Genomic DNA, 19,809 nt, shown 5'->3' on the forward strand with positions numbered 1-19,809 from the left:
CGGTCCTGCTGATCTTCTAGTTGGCACTAGGGCGCGTTCCAGGACCGCACCAAAGTAGTCTGAGAGAGCAAGCGTGCTCTCTGCCTCCACGTGGAAAAGGTCGAGAGACAGGAAGGTGATGATCAATTGGCTGGTTTCGTCATCAAGTACAACAGGCGTACTGGCGATCGGATCGTCAAGGAGTTTCCAGGACGGCTGGGGCACAGGGAAGCCCTCAAGCTCCGTCTGGAGCTCGAGCGGGAGCGCGAAAGCCGCGAGTGGGAGATCGTATCCCTTAACAGCGATTCCTTGGAAACTGTCAAGAAGACGCACTCCCGCTACTTCACGGGTCACCTCATCGGAGCCTAGTTATTCCTGCCCCGGGCCGCGACCTTCCACGTATCCGCAACGGCCCCGGCTTGGACAGCGAACACCTCGTCCACCAGGTTCATCGTCAGGCACACGTGGTTGGGGATCACCCGTAGGCGCTGGCCCAGCTCCGGCAGTTGCTCCGACTCAGGCCACACAACAGTCGCGTGGTGCTCGGAAAGAGCCGTGATCCGCGCCTCGGGAAACTCCGGCAGCCGCCCGTACCCCGTCGCCCAATCCGGCCGGTCGCTGCCAAGGATCTTGCTTCCCGCATCCACAACGACCCGGCGCACGTTTCCTCCGCTTGCCTCGTGCCGGCTCACCACGGTGGCCGCCACGGTGAGGGCAATGTCCTCCCACGAACACCGTTCCAGTTCCAATTGCTGGGCGTCGCCGAAAACGTAGACGCCCGGCCGCAGCTCCGTCGCGACGGTTTCCGCGTCGATGAGGGCAGTCGGAGTCGATCCCCCGCTGATGATCCGCACCTCGAACCCGGCTTCAGCCAAGGCAGTCGCGGCCGCGCCAAGCGCTTCGTTTTCGTTGCTGGCCGCGCCCGTGGGCATGCCCGGCTTGTAGCTGTGTCCAGGGAACGTGAAGACTCCGGCGACGGAGAGCCCGGCCGCAGCGGCAGCTTTCGCCACCTCCACCACTTCCGTGGGCAGGACGCCACTGCGGTGATGGCCACTGTCCACCTCGATCAGGACACTGATGTCCGGGGCGTCCGGCCCCAACTGGCTGCCAAGTTGCGACGCACTCTCCGCCGAATCCACGCCCACAGCAAGGGAGCATTTCATCGCGAGTTTCCGCAGCCGCTCCGCGTGCGAAGCCTCCACCCACAGCGGGTAGGCAATGAAGATGTCCGTCGCGCCGCCGTCGGCGAACACCTCGGCCTCACCAATCGTCGCCACCGTGAGGCCCACCGCTCCGGCAGCGAGCTGCTTGGCGGCGATCTCCAGGGTTTTGTGTGTCTTGACGTGCGGCCTGAGCCGCAGCCCGCGTTTGAGCGTGCTTGCCGCCAGGCGTTCGATGTTCCGATCGAGGATATCGACGTCGATCATGACGGCGGGCGTGACAACTTCAGCAGGGACAAACTGGTTCATCCCTCGACAGTAACGCCTACGGCGCGGACTGCCGGACGCGCAGGGAGAACGCCGCTTCGGGCTGCTCCACGGCGCTGCCCTTGCCTTCGATCCGCTCGATCAAGAGTTCGACGGCGCGCTCCGCGATTTCCGTACGGCCCGGCGCCACGGTAGTGAGGGACGGCGAGGAGAAGCGGGCCTCGTCGATGTCATCGAAGCCGGCAACCGCAATCTCTTCCGGAACCTTCATGCCCCGCACCAACAGCGCGTGCAGCGCGCCCAAGGCAACGGCGTCGTTCAATCCGAAGACGGCATCGAAGTCCACGCCGCTGTCCAGCAAGCGTCCGATCGCCTCCGCGCCGCCGTCCCGCCGCCAATCGCAGGGCACCACCAGGGCGGGGTCATATTCCACACCGGCGGCAGCGAGCGCAGCCTTGTACCCGGTGAGGCGGAGGCCTCCAGTACCGGTGGTATCGCCGTCGTGCGCTCCCAAAACGGCAAGACGACGGCGGCCGGCCGAGAGCAAGTGCGTGGTGACCGCCGCTGCCGCGTCGAGGTTTCGGATGAGCACCATATCCAGCCGGGGATCCTGGACGAACTCGCCGAGGAGGACCAAGGGCTTCTTGCCCGCGGACTCGATGATCTGGTCCGCGTCCAAGGCCAGCGGGATGAACAGCAGGCCGTCGGTGAGGCTGCGGAACTGGCCCTGGAGTGCCGCCCGCTCGTGGCTCGCCTCGTTGCCGGACTGTTCCACCAGCACCCGGTATCCGCGCTGCCATGCGGCCTTCATGACATCCGAGGCCAGCTCCGCGTAGTACGGGATGTTGAGGTCGGCCAGGACCAGGCCCAACATGCTCGTCTTGCCGGAACGGAGGCTGCGGGCAGTCAGGTTGGTCTCGTAGCCGAGCTCATCGATGGCGTCCAGGACGCGTTGCTTGGTGGCGGGACGGATGAACTCGTAGTTGTTGATGACGTTGGAGACCGTCTTCAGGGACACGCCGGCGGCCCGCGCGACGTCGTTCATGGTGACGGCCAAAGCCACTCCTTCGGTTCGGGTTCGAACGTTGCAGATGCACGGAATCGTTGGGATACATCCTAGGAAACTGTGCCTACCCGCGCGTAACGGTTTAGGCTGTAAGAAATGCTCGGCTGTCTAGCGATTGCCGGGCGCCGGCGATCGTCAAGGCGCGGGACATGGGCTTCGACAGCAATGAACCTGAGCAGAGCCGGGGGCTCCAAGCAGTGCTGACAGCCGGAAGCATCAGTACCGAATCCCTATGGCTGCACTACGTCAGTGTCGGCGGATCCATGGGCGAACTCGAAGTCGAGGCGTACCTTCAAGGCCTTCTCTCCGTACCTGCGTTCCAGCGCGACATCCTCGCCTTCGCGGCCAACGAGCTGTGGGACAGCCCCGCGGGACCACACGCCCCCTACACCGATGAACTTGGTCCCTTTACGCCGGAAGAGCCCCTGACCCCGTAGCTGTCACACACCGCTCATACCCCTGCAACGAGCCTGCAACATGAATGCGAGAGGCTGGGCCAAGAGCCAAAGAAGCCAGCCGAGGGGAGCAACCATGGGCATCGCAAACACAGACCTTTTCCAGGCGCTGAAGACACAGGCCAGCTTGGCGCAGGCTTTCGGCACATTGCCGGGCAGCGAAGCCGAGCCGCACGCCCTGAACGCAGGGGAACATATCGAGGCCTGGCACAATGGCCGCCTTTTCCACCGGGGCGTGGTGGTGAAAACAGTCGCGGGCACGGGACTGTTCTGGCTGCAGGATGAGGGCGGGAACCGGAGGCTCCTGGACATGGAGTCCGTGGACGTAGTCCCAGCCGGCAGCCCGGCCCCGGTCCCCGTCGAGGAACCGGAGCCAGTCACCGGGGCCACCGTCACGCCCATCTCGATCTTCCCCATCTTCCAGGATGGCTCGCAGGCGATCGCCTAGTGTCCGCTTAGCCCAGCTGCAGGCGGATCATGCTCCAGCTGACCGCCGGCAGTTCAGCGGTGAGTTTGCCGCCGTCGAGCTTTACACTCACGTTTTCCGACGGCAGGACCGAGGTTGAATCGTCTGCCGTCGCCTGCCAGTACGGGTCCTTGTTCGCGTAGGTCACCGCTTCGATGACCTTGCTTGCCCCGAGGCTTCCGACGGCGGCAGCCAAGGTGAGCGAATCCGTCGTCGAGCGGTTGACGGCGAAGACTACGGCTTCGTTGGCCTCGGCGTCGAGCGTCGCCACGGCCGACAGCGCTGGGAAACCGGACGTCTTGTCACTGTCCAGCAGCGGGGACTCGACGGCGAGGTTCAGCACAGTTCCCGAGGCATGCCGGGAGGTGAGCGCAAACGGGTGGAACGTGGTCTGCTTCCAGGAACGGCCACCCGGCTCGGTCATGATCGGGGCGATGACGTTGACCAACTGCGCGAGGCTGGCCGCGTGGACGCGGTCCGTGTTACGCAGGAGGGTGATGAGGAGGTCGCCCACCACCACGGCATCGGCAACGGTATAGCGGTCCTCCAGCAGCACGGGAGCCACGGGCCAGTCATCTCCGGTGGGCGCCTTCGATTCGTCACGGGACATGTGCCACACGTTCCACTCGTCGAACGAGATATTGACCTGCTTTTCGGACTTCAGTACCGACTTCACGTGGTCGATGTGGGACGTGAGGTCCTTGATGAAAGCTTCCATCCGGTGGCCCGCGGAGAGGTGCTCCTGGAGGTCGCCGAAGTCCTCGAAATACTGGTGGGCGGAGATGAGGTCCACCAACTCGTAGGTCTCGTTGAGGACCACGCGTTCCCATTCGCCGAAGGTGGGCATGCTCGGTGCGGAGCTGCCGCAGGCCACCAATTCCAGGTCCGGGTTGACCATGCGCATGGCCCGCGCCGTTTCGGCGGCCACCCGCGCGTACTCCCCCGCCTTCTTGTGGCCGATCTGCCAGAAGCCGTCCATCTCGTTGCCCAAGCACCACATGGTGATGTTGTGGGGCTCGACGGCGCCATTTGCCTTGCGCTGTTCGGAGAGGGCCGTTCCACCCTTGATGTTGGAGTACTCCAGGAGATCCAAGGCTTCCTGGGTTCCCCGCGTGCCGAGGTTGACGGCCATCATGGGCTCGACGCCGGCCTTCGCTGACCACTTTGCGAACTCATCCACGCCCACCAGGTTGGGGTCCGTGGAGTGCCAGGCGAGGTCCAGCCGTGCGGGGCGCTCCTCCTTGGGTCCTACGCCGTCCTCCCAGCGGTAGCCGGAGACGAAGTTGCCACCCGGGTAGCGCACGGTTGAGACGCCGAGTTCCTTGGTGAGTTCCAGGACGTCCGTGCGGAATCCGTCTTCATCTGCGGTGGGATGCTCCGGCTCGAAGATTCCGGTGTACACGCAGCGGCCCAGGTGCTCAACGAAGGCCCCGAAGGTCTTCCTGCGAACGGGGCCTACGACGAACGCGGGGTCAATGGTGATTTTGGCAGTGGGGTTTTCTGGGGTTTCCAAGCGGGGTGTCCTTTTGAGTTCTGGTCTGCTGTTTGCTGGTTTACAACGTTGTAGAAACTATGCTGCGGGTGCCTTGGGGTGCGCGTCAAGGGTTTGGTCTCCTGCGAGGGAAAAGAAAACCCCGGAACCACGTGGTCCCGGGGTTTTCGGAGGGTGGGCCCTGTGGGGATCGAACCCACGACCCACGGATTAAAAGTCCGATGCTCTACCAACTGAGCTAAAGGCCCTCCAGCTGTCTAAACAGCCATGAATACTGTACATCACAGCACGCGGGGCAGTAGAACGCAGTAACCTCGCGTACCGTGACGACCCACTTTGGGCAGCTCACGACGGCGGCGCGCGGCCAGGGCGGCGTGTCGGCCCACCGCCGGCGGCAAAACAGGTCGCAGCAGTACACCCAGCCGACCGCGGAACCTCGCGTACCGTGACGACCCACTTTGGGCAGCGCACGACGGCGGCGCGCGGCCACGGCGGCGTGTCGGCCCACCATCGGCGGCAAAACAGGTCGCAGCAGTACACCCAGCCGACCGCGGAACCTCGCGTACCGTGACGACCCACTTTGGCAGCGCACGACGGCGGCGCGCGGCCACGGCGGCGTGTCGGCCCACCGCCGGCGGCAAAACAGGTGCCAGCGGTACACCCAGCCGACCGCGGAACCTCGCGTGCCGCCGCCACCCACTTTGGGCAGCGTACGACGGCGGCGCGCGGCCACGCCGGCGTGTCGGCCCACCATCGGCGCCAAAGCAGGTCGCAGCGGCACACCCAGGCAGCCCCACGCAGCCCAGGCAGCCCCAGCCAACCGTTACTCGACCGCGTCAGGGCACAGGAGTACGGTGAACTCATGAGCGAACAGCCAGGACCACGCGCATACGGCGGAGCCAACAGGCACCACAAACCCAAGCCCTTCGCGCCCATAGATTTCGAACCGTTCGCCGGTGGCGCCGACCCCGCCCGCGTCTCGGAAGCCGCCCACCTCGCGGCCCAGGCGCTGGTCAGGCGTGGCCGCGACAGCGACGACCCCAAAGTCACGCGCAGGCTGGTCAAACTCGCCGACGAACAGGGCCTCGACGCCATAGCCGAGATGTGGGCCGAAAGCCCGGCACGCTCGCTGCCCGGCGCACTGTGGCGGCTCTACGCACTCCGTGCCGCGACCATCCAGAACCCCGAACGCATCTCCGTCTACTTCCGGGCCGGCCGGGACACGGCGCAGGTATCCAACGTTGTGGCAGGCGCAGCCGAACCACCAGGCGCCGATGAAATGAAGACCATGGCGGACGCCATTTTGTCCGGAGCGTTCGACGGCGATTTCGACGTCGCGCTGGAACGTTCCGCCGCGTTTTGCCGGGTGGTGGCACTCGGCCAGGCGACGCTTGCCGATGGTGCCGAGCACAGCAACGAGGGTCACGCCAGCAAGCTGACCCGCAATTCCCATCAACTCGTGAAGACCGCAGAAGACCTGGAACACGCAGCAAATGCTTGGCGTTTGGGCGAACTCGATTAGCGATGGAACAGCCAACACAGGGGCCGGAAGTTACCCACTTCCGGCCCCTGCTGTCAATGTTGACTTAGCTCCGGCTACGTAGAAAACTGAAGTTGGTGTCGAACCGCGAAACCCCCGGGCTTCAACTTATAGCCGCTTCGAGCGGCCTACCGCCGAGAGGCGTATCCGGTTCGGCACCATTTTTATGCCCTACTTCAGGGTGATCTTCGTTTCCGCTTGTTCCTTCTTGTCGTGATCCAGCTTCCCGTCAGCACCCGCCGGCGTCATGGTTGCTGAGACCTCGGCTTCCTTACCCGCTGTGTAGGCGAAGTTCTCGGCAATGTTGAAGGACTCCCCCGGGGCCAACTTGAATGGAGCCTCTTCCTTCAGCTTGATCCCTGAACTGGTCAGCCCATGCTTCTTGAACTGGTCGCTGCTGGAATCCGAGGGCATGCCACCCAGGTACTTCCAGTCCGTGTACTTGGCGTTCGGCGTGATGAGCGAGTGGCTCAGGGGAATCTCCGCCGAGGAAGTGTTGGTCACTACGTAGTTCACGTAAACCACGGGAGCGCCCTTCTTGAGCAGGTTCTCCTTGGTGTCCTTGTCCACGAACATGCTGTCCTTGGAGGCAACGTCCGTGGCCACCTGGTAGATGTCCACGCTGAAGCTCTCGCCCTTGATGCTGCCGAGCTTGTCTCCCGCGTCCGAAATCGGGAGGGCCCAGGAAGCGGCTTTGTAGGCGCCCGAAGAGGCACCATCAGCGGAGGCAGAGGCAGACGGCGAGGCAGCCGTAGAAGCCGACGACGAGGAGGACGACGACGATTCGGAACCTGCCGCCGTCGTGCTTGAACCGCCGCCGCAGGCACTCAAGGCCAGCATTCCGGCAAAGGCGATGCCGGTGATCTTAACTACATTGTTGATACGCACAATTCCCCCATTGAGTTGATTAATTCGGTAACGTCACTAGATTTCCATAAAACGCGGGGGAGTTGCCATGGGGAGAAGTGCCCGCGTGTCGGCAATCCGGGAAAGCCACATAACACGGCAGCGCCCTGCGTACAGGTAAAGTTGTGACCGAAACGGGAAGCGTCAAGTCAAGCTGCCCGCCGCCCATCCGACCCCCGACCGGAAGCGACATGAAGCTGCGCCTTTTCCCCCAGGAGCCTGCCGGGCTGGTACTTCTCGCGCAGATGGCCGGTGTCATTGTGACGGCAACGGGTACGCTCTCGGAGATCCTCGGCGCGCCCGCCAGCGAGCACGAGCGGCTCAGCGAGGAACTGCACGAGCACGAGTCCAAGTCGTTGGACCTGCACTTTGCGCTCCTGACGCACATGCGCACCAGCTTTGTGAACCCGCTCCCCCGCGAGGACATGTACACACTGTCCCGCCACCTCAACGAGGCCATGGAAAAGCTTGACGCTGTCGGTGAACTCGTGGCGCTGTACAAACTGGACCGCCTGCCCAAGCGTGCCGCCGACCAGCTGGAAATCATCAGCCGGCAGGCCGAGCTCACCGTTGATGCCATGCGCAAGCTCGAGGACCTGGACGAACTCGAGGACTACTGGATCGAAATCCTGCGGCTTGCCAAGCGGGCCGAGCGGACGCACCGGACCTGGGTAGCCGAGATGCTCAAGGACATGAAGTCCACCCAGTACGCCCGGCACCGGGACATCGCCAACGAACTGGTGGAAGTCACCAAGGACATGCGGAAAATCGCTACGCAGGTAGGCAGCATCATCGTCAAGGAATCATGACGTGACCACTGCCATCCTGGTCCTCGTGGTGGGCTTGGCCGCAGGATTCGCGTTCCTGAACGGCTTCCGTGACGTCTCGAACGCCGTAGCGCTTTCCACCAGGACGCGTGCCCTCACGCCGTCCATTGCCGTGCTCCTGGCGGTCATTTTCAACTTCGTAGGAGCCATGCTGAGCGGCAGCTTCGTGCTCTCGTTTACCCAGGACTGGATCACCCTGCCGTCCGGCACCAGTGGTTTGACCATGCTCGCTTCCGCCCTGGCCGCAGCAATCCTCTGGGGCGTCTATGCCTGGTGGCGGGGCATTCCCCTGTCTTCCACGAACTCGCTCATGGGCGGCTTGATCGGGGCCGGGGCCGCGAGTGTCCTGGTGGGCGGCAACTTCATCGACGGCGTGGACTCCGTACTCATCACACAGGTTGTGCTCCCGCTGCTGGTGTCCCCCGTGATCGCGTTCGTTGCCGCTTACCTGCTGGTGTGGCCGGTGACGTGGGCCGCCCGTTACGCCCAGCCCAATGTCATCAACCGGCGGTTCCGCCGGGCACAGGCTGTCTCCTCAGCGGCGGTTGCGTTCGGCCACGGCCTGCAGGACGGACAACGCACGACGGCGGTGCTCCTCCTGGCGCTGGTGGCGGCGGGACTCGAATCCGGCGCGGGCGTACCCTTCTGGATCCTCTTCGTCACGGCCCTCATGCTGACGGCCGGAACACTGTTCGGGGGCTGGCGGATCTCGCACAACCTCGGGTACAGGATGATCCGGATCGACCCGCTGCGGGGCTTCGTCGCGCAAACCCTGACGTCGGTGATGCTGTTTGTCGGCGCGATCGGCCTGCACTTCCCGTTGTCCACCACGCACACCCTCACGGCCTCGGCCCTGGGTGCGGGAACCAACCAGCGCTTCCACGTGACCAACCGCCGGCTGGTGCGCCGGATCCTCCTTTTCTGGCTGGTCACCCCGGTCATCACGGCGGTCGTGGCTTTCATCCTCGAGCTGGCCTTCTCGCCCCTCGCGGACCTCTAAACCCCTCACCCAACTGGGTCGCATTTGTGCGCGTTTTGAGGGTTCAAAACGCGCACAAATGCGACTTAGTTGGGTACAAAAAAGCGACGGCGGCCGTACCCCCAAGGCGACGGCCGCCGTCGTAATTCGCCGGTTCCCCCATGGAAGCCGGAGCCTGCGGAACCCTTATCCGAAGCGGCCGGACACGTAGTCCTCAGTGGCCTTCTGGGACGGGTTGTTGAAGATGGACGTGGTGTCGGCGAACTCGATGAGTTTGCCCGGCTTGCCCGTGCCGGCGATGTTGAAGAACGCGGTCTTGTCAGAGACGCGGGCCGCCTGCTGCATGTTGTGGGTCACGATCACCACGGTGTACTGGTCCTTGAGCTCGTTGATGAGGTCTTCAACGGCCAGGGTGGAGATGGGGTCCAAGGCGGAGCACGGCTCGTCCATGAGGATCACCTGGGGCTCAACGGCGATGGCGCGGGCGATGCACAGACGCTGCTGCTGGCCACCGGAAAGGCCGGATCCGGGCTTGTCCAGCCGGTCCTTGACTTCGTTCCAAAGGTTGGCGCCCACCAGGGACTTCTCAACCAGAGCGTCGGCCGCGCCCTTGGAGATCTTCTTGTTGTTCAGCTTCACGCCGGCCAGCACGTTGTCCCGGATGGACATGGTGGGGAACGGGTTGGGGCGCTGGAAGACCATGCCAACTTGCGTCCGGACGGTGACGGGATCCACGCCGGGGCCATAGAGGTTGTCGCCGTCGAGAAGGACTTCACCCTCAACACGGGCACCCGGAAGGACCTCGTGCATGCGGTTCAGGGTGCGCAGGAAGGTGGACTTGCCACAGCCGGACGGGCCGATGAAGGCCGTGACGGACTTGGCTTCGATGTTGATGTTGACGCCTTCAACGGCAAGGAAGTTGCCGTAGTAGACATTCAAGTCTTTGACGTCGATGCGCTTGGACATGGTGTTCCTTTGTTCCTTGGGGGTCTGGAAGTTTTTGACGTAGCAGCGTCGGAGCTGCCGGCCCGGCTAGCGTCCTGTTTTCGGAGCGAAGATGCGGGCGATGAGGCGTGCTCCGAGGTTCAGGAGCATCACCAGGATGATCAGCACCAGGGCGGCGCCCCAAGCACGCTGGTCCGAGGGGCCAGGGTTGGACGGCGACGTCGGGTTGAGGATCTGCGTGTAGATGAACGTGGGGAGGGAGGCCATCCAGCCGCCGAACACGTTGTTGTTGATGGTGGTGGCGAAGCCGGCGGTGACCAGGATCGGCGCGGTTTCACCGATCACGCGGGCGATTGCCAAGGTGACGCCGGACGCGATGCCGGAGATCGCCGTCGGAATGACCACCTTCACGATGGTGCGCCACTTGCGGACGCCCAGCGCGTAGGACGCTTCGCGGAGCTCGTTCGGGACGATCTTGAGCATTTCCTCGCTGGAGCGGACAACCACCGGGATCATGAGGACGGAAAGCGCGACGGCGGCTACCGCACCGGTCTTGGTTCCGGGCCCCACGATGGCGAAGAAGAACGCTGCCGCGAAGAGGCCTGCCACGATGGACGGGATGCCGGTCATGACGTCCACGAAGAACGTGATGGCGCGGGCCAGCGGGCGGTCGTTTCCGTACTCCACCAGGTAGATCGCGGTCAGCAGCCCAACGGGCACCGAGATGACGGTGGCCAGCAGGGTGATCTGGATGGTGCCAAGCAGCGCGTGGTAGATACCGCCGAGGACCTTGCCGCCCTCTTCCACTGCCTTGTTGTCGAAGGCGCCGGTCACGCCGTTCATGGAGGTGCCAAGGAAGCCGGGGGTGACCAGGCCGGGAATGCCATTGACCAGCACCGTCCAGATGACTGAGACCAGTGGCAGGAGTGCGATCAGGAAGGCACCGACCACCAGGCAGGTGGCCAGCTTGTCCTTGGCCTTGCGGGCACCTTCAACTGCGCCGCTCCAGGCGACCAGGCCAACGGTGAACAGGATGGCCGAGACCAATCCCCAGCCGAAGGCGTTGAAGCCGATCAGTGCCAGGATGGCGGCACCAAGGATCAGGGCGACGGCAAGGACGATGTAGGGCGCGAACTTGGGCAGTTGGCCCTTGGTGAGCGCTGAGCGCTTGCGGACTACTGTGGCGGTCATTTAGTTGGCTCCCGAGAATTCTTTGTGCTTGCTGATGATCCAGCGGGCGATCATGTTCACGCCAAGGGTGATGACGAACAGCACCAGGCCGGCGGCGATCAGCGTGTTCACCTTGATGCCGCTGGCTTCGGGGAAGTTCAGGGCAATCTCGGCGGCGATGGTCTGGTTGCCGGACTGGATCAGGCTCGCGGTCAGCACACCGGAGGAGAGCACCAGGGCTACGGCCATGGTTTCACCAAGCGCGCGGCCCAGTCCCAGCATGATCGCGCTGATGATGCCCGGACGGCCGAAGGGCAGCACGGCCATCTTGATCATTTCCCAGCGGGTGGCTCCCAGTGCCAGGGCGGCTTCCTCGTGCAGCTTGGGGGTCTGCAGGAAGATTTCGCGGGAGAGGGAGGTAATGATCGGCAAGACCATGACGGACAGGACGATGCCTGCGGTCAGGATGGTCTTGCCCGTAGCGGAGGCGGGGCCTTGGAAGAGCGGGATCCAGCCCAGGTTGTTGGCCAGCCAGTCGTAGGCCGGGGAGATTTCCTTGGCCAGGAACGCCGCACCCCAGGCACCGTAGACAACGGACGGGATGGCAGCGAGCAGGTCCACCACGTAGCCCAGGCCCGAAGCGAGCCGGCGGGGTGCGTAGTGCGAGATGAACAGTGCCACGCCAATGGCCACGGGGGTGGCAATGACGAGGGCGATCACGGCGGCGATCAGCGTGCCCACCACGATCGGGGCGATGTAGGCAAAGAAGCCGTGCCCGCCTTGGATGTTCTCCGGCGGAGCGACGAGCGCCGGGATGGCCTGAACCACAAGGAACAACGCGACTCCGAAGAGAACCGCGAGAATCAGGCACCCTGCGGCCATGGCGGCCCCGGAGAAAACCTTGTCCCCGGCGCGGCCTGCGCCTTGGGAGGTTGTCAGGGAGTTGGTGGTCACTTCACGATCCTTCAGTCTGGAGTGAACTGGTCTTACATGGCTAAGTTCCCTGCCCCGGCCAGCGGCGCTTCGGCCACTGGCAAGCGGGACAGGGAACTTCGATGTTCAGCCGGGTTCGGTCAAAACCCGCCGGGAAACCCTAGGACTTGGCCTTGATGGTTTCGATGGCGGCCTTGGCCTTGTCCTGCAGCGTCTTGGAGAGCGGTGCGGACTTTGCGGCGTCAGCGGCGGTCTTCTGGCCCTCGTCGGAGACGACGTAGGTTTCGAAGGCCTTGACCAGGTCAGCAACAGCCTTGGTTTCGTAGGTGGTGCACACGACGTGGTAGGAAACGAGCACCACCGGGTAGGCGCCGGAAACAGTGGTCTTGCGGTCCAGCTTGATGGCAACGTCGTTGGTGGCACGGCCGTCAACGGGCTTGCCGGCTTCAACAGCCTTGGCGGCGGCGTCAGCGGAGATCTTCACGAACTCTTCGCCAACCTTGATGGAAGCGGTGCCCAGCTTGCCGGAGACAGCGGAGTCGTCGGCGTAGGTCACGGCACCGGCGGTGTCGGTAACGGTCTTGACCACACCGGAGGTGCCCTTGGCGTTCTCGCCCTTCAGGGATGCGGGCCAAACACCTGCAGCCTTGTCGGTCCATACCTCGGGAGCAGCTGCTGCGAGGTAGTCGGTGAAGTTGGAGGTGGTGCCGGAGTCATCAGAGCGGTTGACCGGGGTGACCTTGAGGTCCGGCAGGGTGACACCGGCGTTCAGGGCTGCGATGGCGGGATCGTTCCAGTTGGTGATCTGGCCGCGGAAGATCTTGGCAACCGTGGTGGCGTCAAGCTTCAGGTCGGTGATGCCCGGGACGTTGAAGGCAACGGCGATCGGGGAGATGTAGACCGGGATGTTGATGGCACCCTCGGGGCCGCACTTGGCCTTGGAAGCCTCGAGCTCGTCGTCCTTGAGGTAGGCGTCTGAACCGGCGAACTGGGCCGAGCCGTCGATGATGGCCTTGCGGCCTGCGCCGGAACCATCCGGGGAGTACTGAACGGTGGCACCCTGGTTGGCGGTAGCGAAGCCGGCCTTCCAGGAATCCATTGCAGCGCCGGTGGAGGAAGCGCCGATGCCGGTCAGGGTGCCGGTAACCTTGGTGCCCGAAGCGGCCGACTGGGTGCCCGCAGTGGTACCGGTTGCGTTGTCCGAACCACAAGCGGTGAGCGCGAGAGCGCCAGCTGCGATGACCGCGATAGCCGCGTTGCGGCCGAAGTGAGTTGCCTTCACTTGAATGTGCCCCTTCCAGGGATTTTCAGATGCTGCCGAACGGAGATTCCGGCGTGAGTGATCTATGGACCTTTTATGTGCCTTTATTGAAAGTAAGGAGCGCAGGTAACGGGACCTGTGGGGAAAAGTGAACGGGAAGTGAACGACGGCGGACCATTGGGTTATGTGGCGCGCGCCACCTTGAGCGTGACGTGGGTCGCGGTTCGGTGGGTGCGGGACCGCGATGCGAACCCGCGGCCGGGCAGTCCGGAGGCAGTCCGGCAAATAGACTGGAGGACATGGCCGCTTCGAAGGGACTCTCCGTAAGCAAGAGGTTTGTCCGTACCCGCTTGCGGACGGGACTCGTCCGGAGCCGGACTTCCCTGGTACCGGCAGTCCAGATGACGGTCTGCGCGGTGGGCGCCTACGCCTTCGCCGAATATGTGCTTGGCCACCAAGGTCCCCTGTTTGCCGCCACCTCTTCCTTGATAGCCCTGGGCTTCTCCCGCGATCCGCGCCTGCGCCGCGTGATCGAGGTGGGCCTGGGCTGCACCTTGGGTATCGTGGTTGGCGACCTCCTGCTCCACTGGCTGGGCGCCGGAATCTGGCAGGCCGCCGTCGTCCTTCTTTTCTCCATCCTGCTGGCCAGGTTCCTGGACAGCGGCACGATCTTCACCACGCAACTGGGGTTGCAGTCGCTGCTGGTGGTGCTGCTGCCGGCACCTGCCGGCGGACCGTTCACGCGCAGCCTGGATGCCGTGGTGGGCGGCGTGGCCGCCTTGCTGGTGACCATCCTGGTCCCGAAGGATCCGCGCCAGGAGCCCAGGAAGGACGTCCAGAAAATCCTGCACGAACTCGCCGAGATTCTGCGCGAGTGCGCCAAGGCGATGCTGGACAGTGACTCGACAACCGCCTGGCATGCCTTGATCCGGGGCCGAAATTGCCAGCCGCTGGTGGATCGGATGCGGCAGACCCTGCGGGCATCAGGCGAGGTGGCCACGCTCGCTCCTGCCCACCGCCGGCACCGGGACGAACTCGCCAGCTTGGAACATTCCCTGGAGTACATCGACCTCGCGCTGCGTAACAGCCGGGTCTTCGCCCGCCGGCTGACCAGCGCCATCAACCACGCTGCGGTCTCCGACGAAGCTATCGACAGCATCTCTGAAGTCCTCATGGAGACTGCCGCTGCGGTGGACGAACTGACCATCGGGCTCTCGGAGCAGAGCGAAGGAACGCGTCGGGCCCATTTGCGCCGCGCCCGGTCCGACCTGACCATGATCGCTTCACGGCTCCACCCCAAGATGCTGGACGTGCACCGGCTGGAGGGCGAAACCGTGGTGATGCTGTTCCGGCCGCTCATGGTGGACCTGCTGGAAGCGAGTGGGCTGGAACCCGAGGAAGCCCGCGCTGTCCTCCCTCCGTTGTAGGGTCCTCCCAGCAAAGACACATTTCCGCCGGGGACAATGGAGCGATGCTTCCTGCTACCCCCGTGCGCCCATCCCTGCGCTTCAGGCCGGCACCAGCCTTGCGGCTGCGCCAGCGACTGCTGTTCCTGTGGGCCGGAGCGCTGTTCGTTGCCGGGGATGTGGTGTTCTGGCTGATGTTCGCCGCCGTCCTGTCCTCCAGTGGCCTGGCAACCCTCGACGGCGCCGTCCACACGTTTGTGGTGGACTCCCGCAACCACCTTTCCACGGCCTTCCTCAGCGCGGTTACCGAGGTCACCTCGCCAACGGTGATGTCCGTGATTGGCGGCCTCGTCGCCATCGTGTGGGCCGTTTGGAAGCGCGAATTCTGGCGACCCGCCGTCCTGCTGGGGTCCATGGTTCTCTCAGTGGTCCTGGCCACGGTCATCAAGCTGGAGGTGTCGCGTTCCCGCCCGCCGTCGTCGGACTTCCTCCTGGGCCCCGACGATGCCCTGTCCTTCCCCTCCGGCCACACGCTCGGTGCCGCGGTTTTCGCGTCGGTCCTCGCTTATTTGCTCGTCTCGCGTTCCGGAACACGTACGACGGCGGTGCTCGCCTATGCCGGTGCCGCTTTGGTCACGCTGGTGGTCGCCTACAGCCGGCTCTACCTGGGGTACCACTGGCTCACCGACGTGGTGGCATCGCTGGGGGTGGCCCTGGGTGTGCTGGGCCTGGCGGTGTTCGTTGACGCGGCACGGCACGGAAGGTCCGCCTAGCACTTCCCGCCGGCCGGCCTAAATTCCTCCCCCCATTCTTATTGTTGCGAAGGCAACTACTCGGTAGCCTATGCACCATCGTGAGCACATTCACGGGTTCGCATGTAATCATCTGGGGAGACATACATGAAACGTTCCTTGCTTGCTTTAACGGGTGCTTTGGCTGTTGCACTTGCCGGGCCCATGGCGCCGGCCACAGCCGCCACAACACCAGCACAAGTAGCCACCGGATTTTCCGGATCGGCTTACGGTTCCTACATTTTCAACGCAGACAAGACGCTGACTTCGGGTCCAACAGCGAATTCGGGCGTCAGCTGCACAGGTGCTACCGGAAGGACTGCCACCAACACCGCCGCAGGATTGAACGTTCCCGCCGTGGGAACTGTGGGCGCCGCGTCAACGAGCGTGAAGACCCTGTTGACAGCCACAGGAAAACGCATTGAAGCGCAATCGACCGTCGCCGGCACCAACCTGCTTGGCGGGCTCATCACCGCGGGGACCATCACCTCGGCCAGCTCCGCCGACAAGAACACCAGTGGTGCTTTCTCTGGCACCAACGCCACAACCATCGCCGACCTCAAGGTCCTGGGCCTTCCTGTCAACGCCAATCCGGCACCCAACACGGTCCTTGACCTGAACGTTCCGCTGGTGGGGTCGGTGGGCAAGGTGACCCTCAACGGCCAGGAGAAACGGGCCGTCACCGGCGGCTACATCGTCACGACTACGGCGCTGCGGGTGGAAATCCTCAAGACAGGGCTCGCCGGGCTCAAGGTGGGAACGGACATCCGCGTTGGCGTCAGCACCGCCGGCCTGGGTCCGGCACAGACCGGCTACTTGGCCGGAACGGGCTTCAGCACGCGGGCTGTCCTGGCCAACGGTTTGCTGGGGTCCAACCCCACGGCCTTGGCCTACGCCAAGTGCGGTGGCGGAACCAACAATGCCAACCTGGCTTCCACCAACATCCTGGGGCTTGCAACCGCCGGGGCTTCCTCAACGGCAACCACGGGAGTCCTGACACCACAGCCAAAGGTCACGGTCACCAATACGATTGCGGGGCTCAACCTCCTCAATGGGGCAATCCAGGTGGACGGCATCAAGGCGGAGACCAGCGCAACGAGGGCAGCGACCGGTACAACGGTGACGTTGACTGATACGTCCACGTTCACCAACCTGAGGGTTGCGGGCTTGCCGGCCATCAATGCATCGGTTGCACCGAACACGGTGGTCAATGTGGCAGGCCTGGGCACGGTCACCCTGCACAAGGTCAGCAAGTCATCCACCAGCATCATCGTCACCATGATTGATGTAGTCATCAGCCAGCCGATTGGGGCGCTGCCAACGGGCTCGAGGATCCAGATCGGTTACTCGAGCACGGGCGTCGTCCAGTAAGCAGTCCAAACTGGAACAGGCCGGCCCGTCAGCCCTTCGGGGTTGGCGGGCCGTCCTTTTCTGTCAGTGGTCCGCACTAACCTTGGATCCATGGCTTCAAAGACCTCCCGTGCTTCCAAGACCCCTGCGTACAAATGTGCCGAATGCGGCTGGACCGCCATCAAATGGGTGGGTCGTTGCGGCGAGTGCCAGTCGTGGGGAACCGTTGAGGAGTACGGCGCCACGGTTGCCCGCACCACGGCCGCTGCCACCGTTTTGGAGCCAGCCCGCCGCATCGCCGAGGTGGATGGGACGACGGCGGCCTTCCTGCCCACCGGGGTGGACGAACTTGACCGCGTCCTGGGTGGAGGGCTCGTCCCGGGTGCCGTGATCCTGCTTGCCGGGGAACCCGGCGTCGGGAAGTCCACGCTCCTGCTGGATGTAGCCGCGAAGTTCGCGCGCACCGGGCAGGACGTCCTGTACGTCACAGGCGAGGAATCGGCGGCGCAGGTGAAGCTGCGGGCCGAGCGGATCGATGCCGTCGCCCACACCCTGTATCTGTCGGCGGAAACAGACCTCGGGCAGGCACTGGGGCAGGTGGAGAAGCTCGAACCCAAGCTCCTCATCGTGGACTCCGTGCAGACCCTGAGCAGTGCGGACGTCGAGGGCAGCGCCGGCGGCGTCTCGCAGGTCCGCGAGGTGGCGGCTTCCATCATCGCTGCTGCCAAGCGGCGCAACATGACCACGCTGCTGGTGGGCCACGTCACCAAGGAAGGGACCATCGCCGGTCCGCGCCTGCTGGAACACCTGGTTGATGTGGTGTGCCAGTTCGAAGGCGAGCGCCATTCCCGGTTGAGGCTGCTCCGAGCCGTCAAGAACCGCTACGGCGCCACGGACGACGTCGGATGCTTTGACCTGAACGAGGCCGGTATCGAGGGCCTGGCCGATCCAAGCGGGCTCTTCGTGTCACGGACGCGCGAGCCCGTCTCCGGTACCTGCATCACGGTGACCATGGAGGGCCGTCGGCCCCTGCTGGCCGAGGTGCAGTCCCTCCTGGCGGAAAGCGCGAATGCCCAGCCTCGGCGTGCCACCAGTGGTCTTGAGAGTTCCAGGGTGGCCATGCTCCTGGCCGTCCTGCAACAGCGGGCCGGCTGCATGCTGCACAAGGACGACTCCTACGTTGCCACTGTTGGCGGCGTGAAACTTACCGAACCGGCCACGGACCTTGCCGTTGCGTTGGCCGTCGCGTCCGCCAAGTCCCGGAAGGCACTCCCCCAGCGGCTCATTGCTTTTGGCGAGGTTGGGTTGGCCGGCGAAGTGCGGCCTGTCCCGGGTATCAACCAACGGATCCAGGAGGCCCACCGCCTGGGCTTCACGCACGCAATTGTTCCGGCCAGTCCGGCGGGTGCCGGGGTGATCCCTGATGGCTTCTCGGTCCGCGAAGTGGGGCATCTGGCGGAAGCATTGGAACTGCTCATCACCTGAGCGTCACACGATTGAGCCCCGGCTCCGGCGTCTTTAGGATGGGACAAAACTGCAGTTCAGGAAGGCCTGGTGTTTGTAGTGGGGGAACAATCCGTGGACAGCCCTGAGTCACGCAAGGAAAACCGCGCCGAACTGTGGAGGGCCTTCACGCTTCCCGTCATTATTGGCTTGGTGGTGCTGGGCATCGCCGGCGTGAACTTCGCGAACGGGTTGGCGGAAAAGCAGTCCCAGTCCGCCTTGACGCTGCCCTCCTGCGAAGTGGTGCCCCGTACCGATCTGGTCCCCGACGGTGGAACTCTCTTTGGCGTGAACCTGGACTGGCACTCCAAGCCCCTGGCCACATTCGCCAAGGACCTGGGCCACAAACCGGCTGTCAGCGTATCCTTCACCGGCTTCCCTCTGACAAGCAAGGACGAGGACGATCTTGAGCAGGCTGTCCAGCAGATCAGGGCTGACGGCCACATGATGCTGCTGACGCTGGAACCGGCTGCCGGCCTGTCCACTGTCACCGAGGAAACGGCCAACGCACTCGCCAAGGACCTGGACCGGTTCAATAAGGAGGGTGTCCCGGTCATTGTCCGTTTCGCCCACGAGATGAATGGCTCCTGGTATGCGTGGTCCCAGCAGCCCCAAAAGTACATCGCGTCGTTCCAGACGCTTGCCACCGCCGTCCACAGCCTGGCGCCCGGATCGGCCATGATGTGGGCACCCAACTATGGCGGTGGCTATCCATTCTCCGGTGGCGCTTTTGAGGCCAAACCGGGCACGGCCGAGTTCGCGGCGCTGGATACCAACGGTGACGGTGCCCTGACCATGCAGGACGACGCCTATACCCCCTATTACCCGGGTGATGACGCCGTGGACTGGGTAGGGATGTCTTTGTATCACTGGGGCGCCAAGTACCCGTGGGGCGAGAATGAACTCCCCGAGGCCAACAAGTTCACGGACCAACTCACCGGAAAGTACGTGGGCGCCAACGGCGACAACAGCCTCCTCCCCGATTTCTACGACGTCTACGGCGTGCAACACGGCAAACCTGTGGCGATCCCCGAAACGGCCGCCCTCTACGCACCGGCCGCCGGAGGCGAACAGGAGATGGCCATCAAGCAGTCCTGGTGGAAGCAACTCTTTGATCCGTCCGTCCACCAACAATTCCCGCGGCTCAAGATGATCAACTGGTTCGAGTGGGACAAGAACGAGGTAGAGGTCAAGGGCCGGGTGGACTGGACCATCACCAACACTCCGATGGTGCGGGAAGAGTTCACCTCGGCGCTGCCGGACTGGTTGCGCTATGGCCCCAGCCAATCCTGCCAGCCGCAACCGTAAGGTCA

General features: G+C 64.0%; 19 protein-coding genes and 1 tRNA gene. 11 read left to right on the forward strand and 9 right to left on the reverse strand.

Annotated features, from left to right (window positions below):
* Window positions 1-126 precede the first annotated feature (126 nt).
* Complete coding sequence (locus ACIQTZ_RS13895; RefSeq protein ID WP_400335246.1) at window positions 127-348, forward strand: hypothetical protein; 222 nt, start codon at window positions 127-129, stop codon at window positions 346-348.
* On the opposite strand, the gene ACIQTZ_RS13900 is transcribed toward ACIQTZ_RS13895, so the two are convergent.
* A complete protein-coding gene (locus ACIQTZ_RS13900; RefSeq protein WP_402981698.1) occupies window positions 345-1,448 on the reverse strand; it encodes a D-TA family PLP-dependent enzyme in 1,104 nt (367 codons plus the stop codon). The genes ACIQTZ_RS13895 and ACIQTZ_RS13900 overlap by 4 nt on opposite strands.
* Before the next feature lie 16 nt (window positions 1,449-1,464).
* Window positions 1,465-2,463 carry a LacI family DNA-binding transcriptional regulator gene (locus ACIQTZ_RS13905; RefSeq protein WP_402981701.1) on the reverse strand — a complete coding sequence of 333 codons (999 nt, stop codon included), beginning with the start codon at window positions 2,461-2,463 and terminating at the stop codon, window positions 1,465-1,467.
* 158 nt (window positions 2,464-2,621) lie between these two features.
* On the opposite strand from ACIQTZ_RS13905, the gene ACIQTZ_RS13910 reads away from it, so the two are divergent.
* A complete protein-coding gene (locus ACIQTZ_RS13910) occupies window positions 2,622-2,909 on the forward strand; it encodes a hypothetical protein (RefSeq protein WP_402946767.1) in 288 nt (95 codons plus the stop codon).
* 94 nt (window positions 2,910-3,003) lie between these two features.
* The gene (locus ACIQTZ_RS13915; RefSeq protein WP_400335238.1) at window positions 3,004-3,375 is read left to right on the forward strand and encodes a hypothetical protein; all 372 of its coding nucleotides are present in this window, start codon (window positions 3,004-3,006) and stop codon (window positions 3,373-3,375) included.
* Between the two features lie 7 nt (window positions 3,376-3,382).
* Here the strand turns inward: ACIQTZ_RS13915 and ACIQTZ_RS13920 are convergent, their stop codons facing one another.
* Window positions 3,383-4,906: an alpha-N-arabinofuranosidase gene (locus ACIQTZ_RS13920; RefSeq protein ID WP_402981704.1), complete on the reverse strand. Its 1,524-nt coding sequence runs from the start codon at window positions 4,904-4,906 to the stop codon at window positions 3,383-3,385.
* 154 nt (window positions 4,907-5,060) lie between these two features.
* Window positions 5,061-5,133 (reverse strand) — tRNA-Lys (locus tag ACIQTZ_RS13925).
* Window positions 5,134-5,747: 614 nt separating this feature from the next.
* Here ACIQTZ_RS13925 and ACIQTZ_RS13930 point away from each other — a divergent pair.
* Complete coding sequence (locus ACIQTZ_RS13930) at window positions 5,748-6,407, forward strand: hypothetical protein (protein ID WP_400269924.1); 660 nt, start codon at window positions 5,748-5,750, stop codon at window positions 6,405-6,407.
* Between the two features lie 189 nt (window positions 6,408-6,596).
* Here ACIQTZ_RS13930 and ACIQTZ_RS13935 read toward each other — a convergent pair whose 3' ends face one another.
* Entirely contained in the window at window positions 6,597-7,313 is a 717-nt protein-coding gene (locus tag ACIQTZ_RS13935; protein WP_402981707.1) for a hypothetical protein, read from the reverse strand.
* Between the two features lie 209 nt (window positions 7,314-7,522).
* On the opposite strand from ACIQTZ_RS13935, the gene ACIQTZ_RS13940 reads away from it, so the two are divergent.
* Together ACIQTZ_RS13940 and ACIQTZ_RS13945 are read left to right on the forward strand one after the other, a co-directional pair.
* A complete protein-coding gene (locus tag ACIQTZ_RS13940) occupies window positions 7,523-8,140 on the forward strand; it encodes a DUF47 domain-containing protein (RefSeq protein WP_400335232.1) in 618 nt (205 codons plus the stop codon).
* Window position 8,141: 1 nt separating this feature from the next.
* Complete coding sequence (locus tag ACIQTZ_RS13945) at window positions 8,142-9,158, forward strand: anion permease (RefSeq protein WP_402981710.1); 1,017 nt, start codon at window positions 8,142-8,144, stop codon at window positions 9,156-9,158.
* Between the two features lie 165 nt (window positions 9,159-9,323).
* Here the strand turns inward: ACIQTZ_RS13945 and pstB are convergent, their stop codons facing one another.
* From pstB to pstS, 4 genes are all read right to left on the reverse strand, one after another.
* On the reverse strand, window positions 9,324-10,103 hold the full coding sequence (gene pstB / locus ACIQTZ_RS13950; protein WP_387438981.1) for a phosphate ABC transporter ATP-binding protein PstB: 780 nt from the start codon (window positions 10,101-10,103) through the stop codon (window positions 9,324-9,326).
* A 66-nt stretch (window positions 10,104-10,169) separates the two neighbouring features.
* Window positions 10,170-11,273: a phosphate ABC transporter permease PstA gene (pstA, locus tag ACIQTZ_RS13955; RefSeq protein ID WP_400335228.1), complete on the reverse strand. Its 1,104-nt coding sequence runs from the start codon at window positions 11,271-11,273 to the stop codon at window positions 10,170-10,172.
* A complete protein-coding gene (gene pstC / locus ACIQTZ_RS13960; RefSeq protein WP_397325382.1) occupies window positions 11,274-12,206 on the reverse strand; it encodes a phosphate ABC transporter permease subunit PstC in 933 nt (310 codons plus the stop codon).
* Window positions 12,207-12,345: 139 nt separating this feature from the next.
* On the reverse strand, window positions 12,346-13,467 hold the full coding sequence (gene pstS / locus ACIQTZ_RS13965) for a phosphate ABC transporter substrate-binding protein PstS (protein WP_400335225.1): 1,122 nt from the start codon (window positions 13,465-13,467) through the stop codon (window positions 12,346-12,348).
* A 278-nt stretch (window positions 13,468-13,745) separates the two neighbouring features.
* Between pstS and ACIQTZ_RS13970 the strand changes: the two genes are divergently transcribed.
* The 5 genes from ACIQTZ_RS13970 (at window position 13,746) to ACIQTZ_RS13990 (ending at window position 19,804) form a co-directional block, all read left to right on the forward strand.
* Window positions 13,746-14,873 carry an aromatic acid exporter family protein gene (locus tag ACIQTZ_RS13970; RefSeq protein ID WP_402981713.1) on the forward strand — a complete coding sequence of 376 codons (1,128 nt, stop codon included), beginning with the start codon at window positions 13,746-13,748 and terminating at the stop codon, window positions 14,871-14,873.
* A gap of 44 nt (window positions 14,874-14,917) precedes the next feature.
* Complete coding sequence (locus ACIQTZ_RS13975; protein WP_402981716.1) at window positions 14,918-15,625, forward strand: phosphatase PAP2 family protein; 708 nt, start codon at window positions 14,918-14,920, stop codon at window positions 15,623-15,625.
* Window positions 15,626-15,751: 126 nt separating this feature from the next.
* Complete coding sequence (locus ACIQTZ_RS13980; protein ID WP_400335218.1) at window positions 15,752-17,014, forward strand: choice-of-anchor P family protein; 1,263 nt, start codon at window positions 15,752-15,754, stop codon at window positions 17,012-17,014.
* Between the two features lie 90 nt (window positions 17,015-17,104).
* The gene (gene radA / locus ACIQTZ_RS13985; protein WP_402981719.1) at window positions 17,105-18,478 is read left to right on the forward strand and encodes a DNA repair protein RadA; all 1,374 of its coding nucleotides are present in this window, start codon (window positions 17,105-17,107) and stop codon (window positions 18,476-18,478) included.
* Between the two features lie 78 nt (window positions 18,479-18,556).
* Window positions 18,557-19,804 (forward strand): glycoside hydrolase family 26 protein, encoded by a 1,248-nt coding sequence (locus tag ACIQTZ_RS13990; protein ID WP_402981721.1) that lies wholly within the window; start codon window positions 18,557-18,559, stop codon window positions 19,802-19,804.
* Window positions 19,805-19,809 lie beyond the last annotated feature (5 nt).

Origin of the sequence: Paenarthrobacter sp. NPDC090520, from assembly GCF_044769205.1 — a bacterium.
Taxonomy (GTDB): Bacteria; Actinomycetota; Actinomycetes; order Actinomycetales; family Micrococcaceae; genus Arthrobacter.

Bases quoted from the DNA above. Each gene is read 5' to 3' on its own strand.
- ACIQTZ_RS13980 (WP_400335218.1), top strand. From the start codon at position 15,752: ATGAAACGTTCCTTGCTTGCTTTAACGGGTGCTTTGGCTGTTGCACTT.
- ACIQTZ_RS13900 (WP_402981698.1), bottom strand. From the start codon at position 1,448: ATGAACCAGTTTGTCCCTGCTGAAGTTGTCACGCCCGCCGTCATGATC.
- ACIQTZ_RS13910 (WP_402946767.1), top strand. From the start codon at position 2,622: ATGGGCTTCGACAGCAATGAACCTGAGCAGAGCCGGGGGCTCCAAGCA.
- ACIQTZ_RS13970 (WP_402981713.1), top strand. From the start codon at position 13,746: ATGGCCGCTTCGAAGGGACTCTCCGTAAGCAAGAGGTTTGTCCGTACC.
- ACIQTZ_RS13940 (WP_400335232.1), top strand. From the start codon at position 7,523: ATGAAGCTGCGCCTTTTCCCCCAGGAGCCTGCCGGGCTGGTACTTCTC.
- pstA (WP_400335228.1), bottom strand. From the start codon at position 11,273: ATGACCGCCACAGTAGTCCGCAAGCGCTCAGCGCTCACCAAGGGCCAA.
- ACIQTZ_RS13915 (WP_400335238.1), top strand. From the start codon at position 3,004: ATGGGCATCGCAAACACAGACCTTTTCCAGGCGCTGAAGACACAGGCC.
- radA (WP_402981719.1), top strand. From the start codon at position 17,105: ATGGCTTCAAAGACCTCCCGTGCTTCCAAGACCCCTGCGTACAAATGT.
- ACIQTZ_RS13930 (WP_400269924.1), top strand. From the start codon at position 5,748: ATGAGCGAACAGCCAGGACCACGCGCATACGGCGGAGCCAACAGGCAC.
- ACIQTZ_RS13975 (WP_402981716.1), top strand. From the start codon at position 14,918: ATGCTTCCTGCTACCCCCGTGCGCCCATCCCTGCGCTTCAGGCCGGCA.
- pstB (WP_387438981.1), bottom strand. From the start codon at position 10,103: ATGTCCAAGCGCATCGACGTCAAAGACTTGAATGTCTACTACGGCAAC.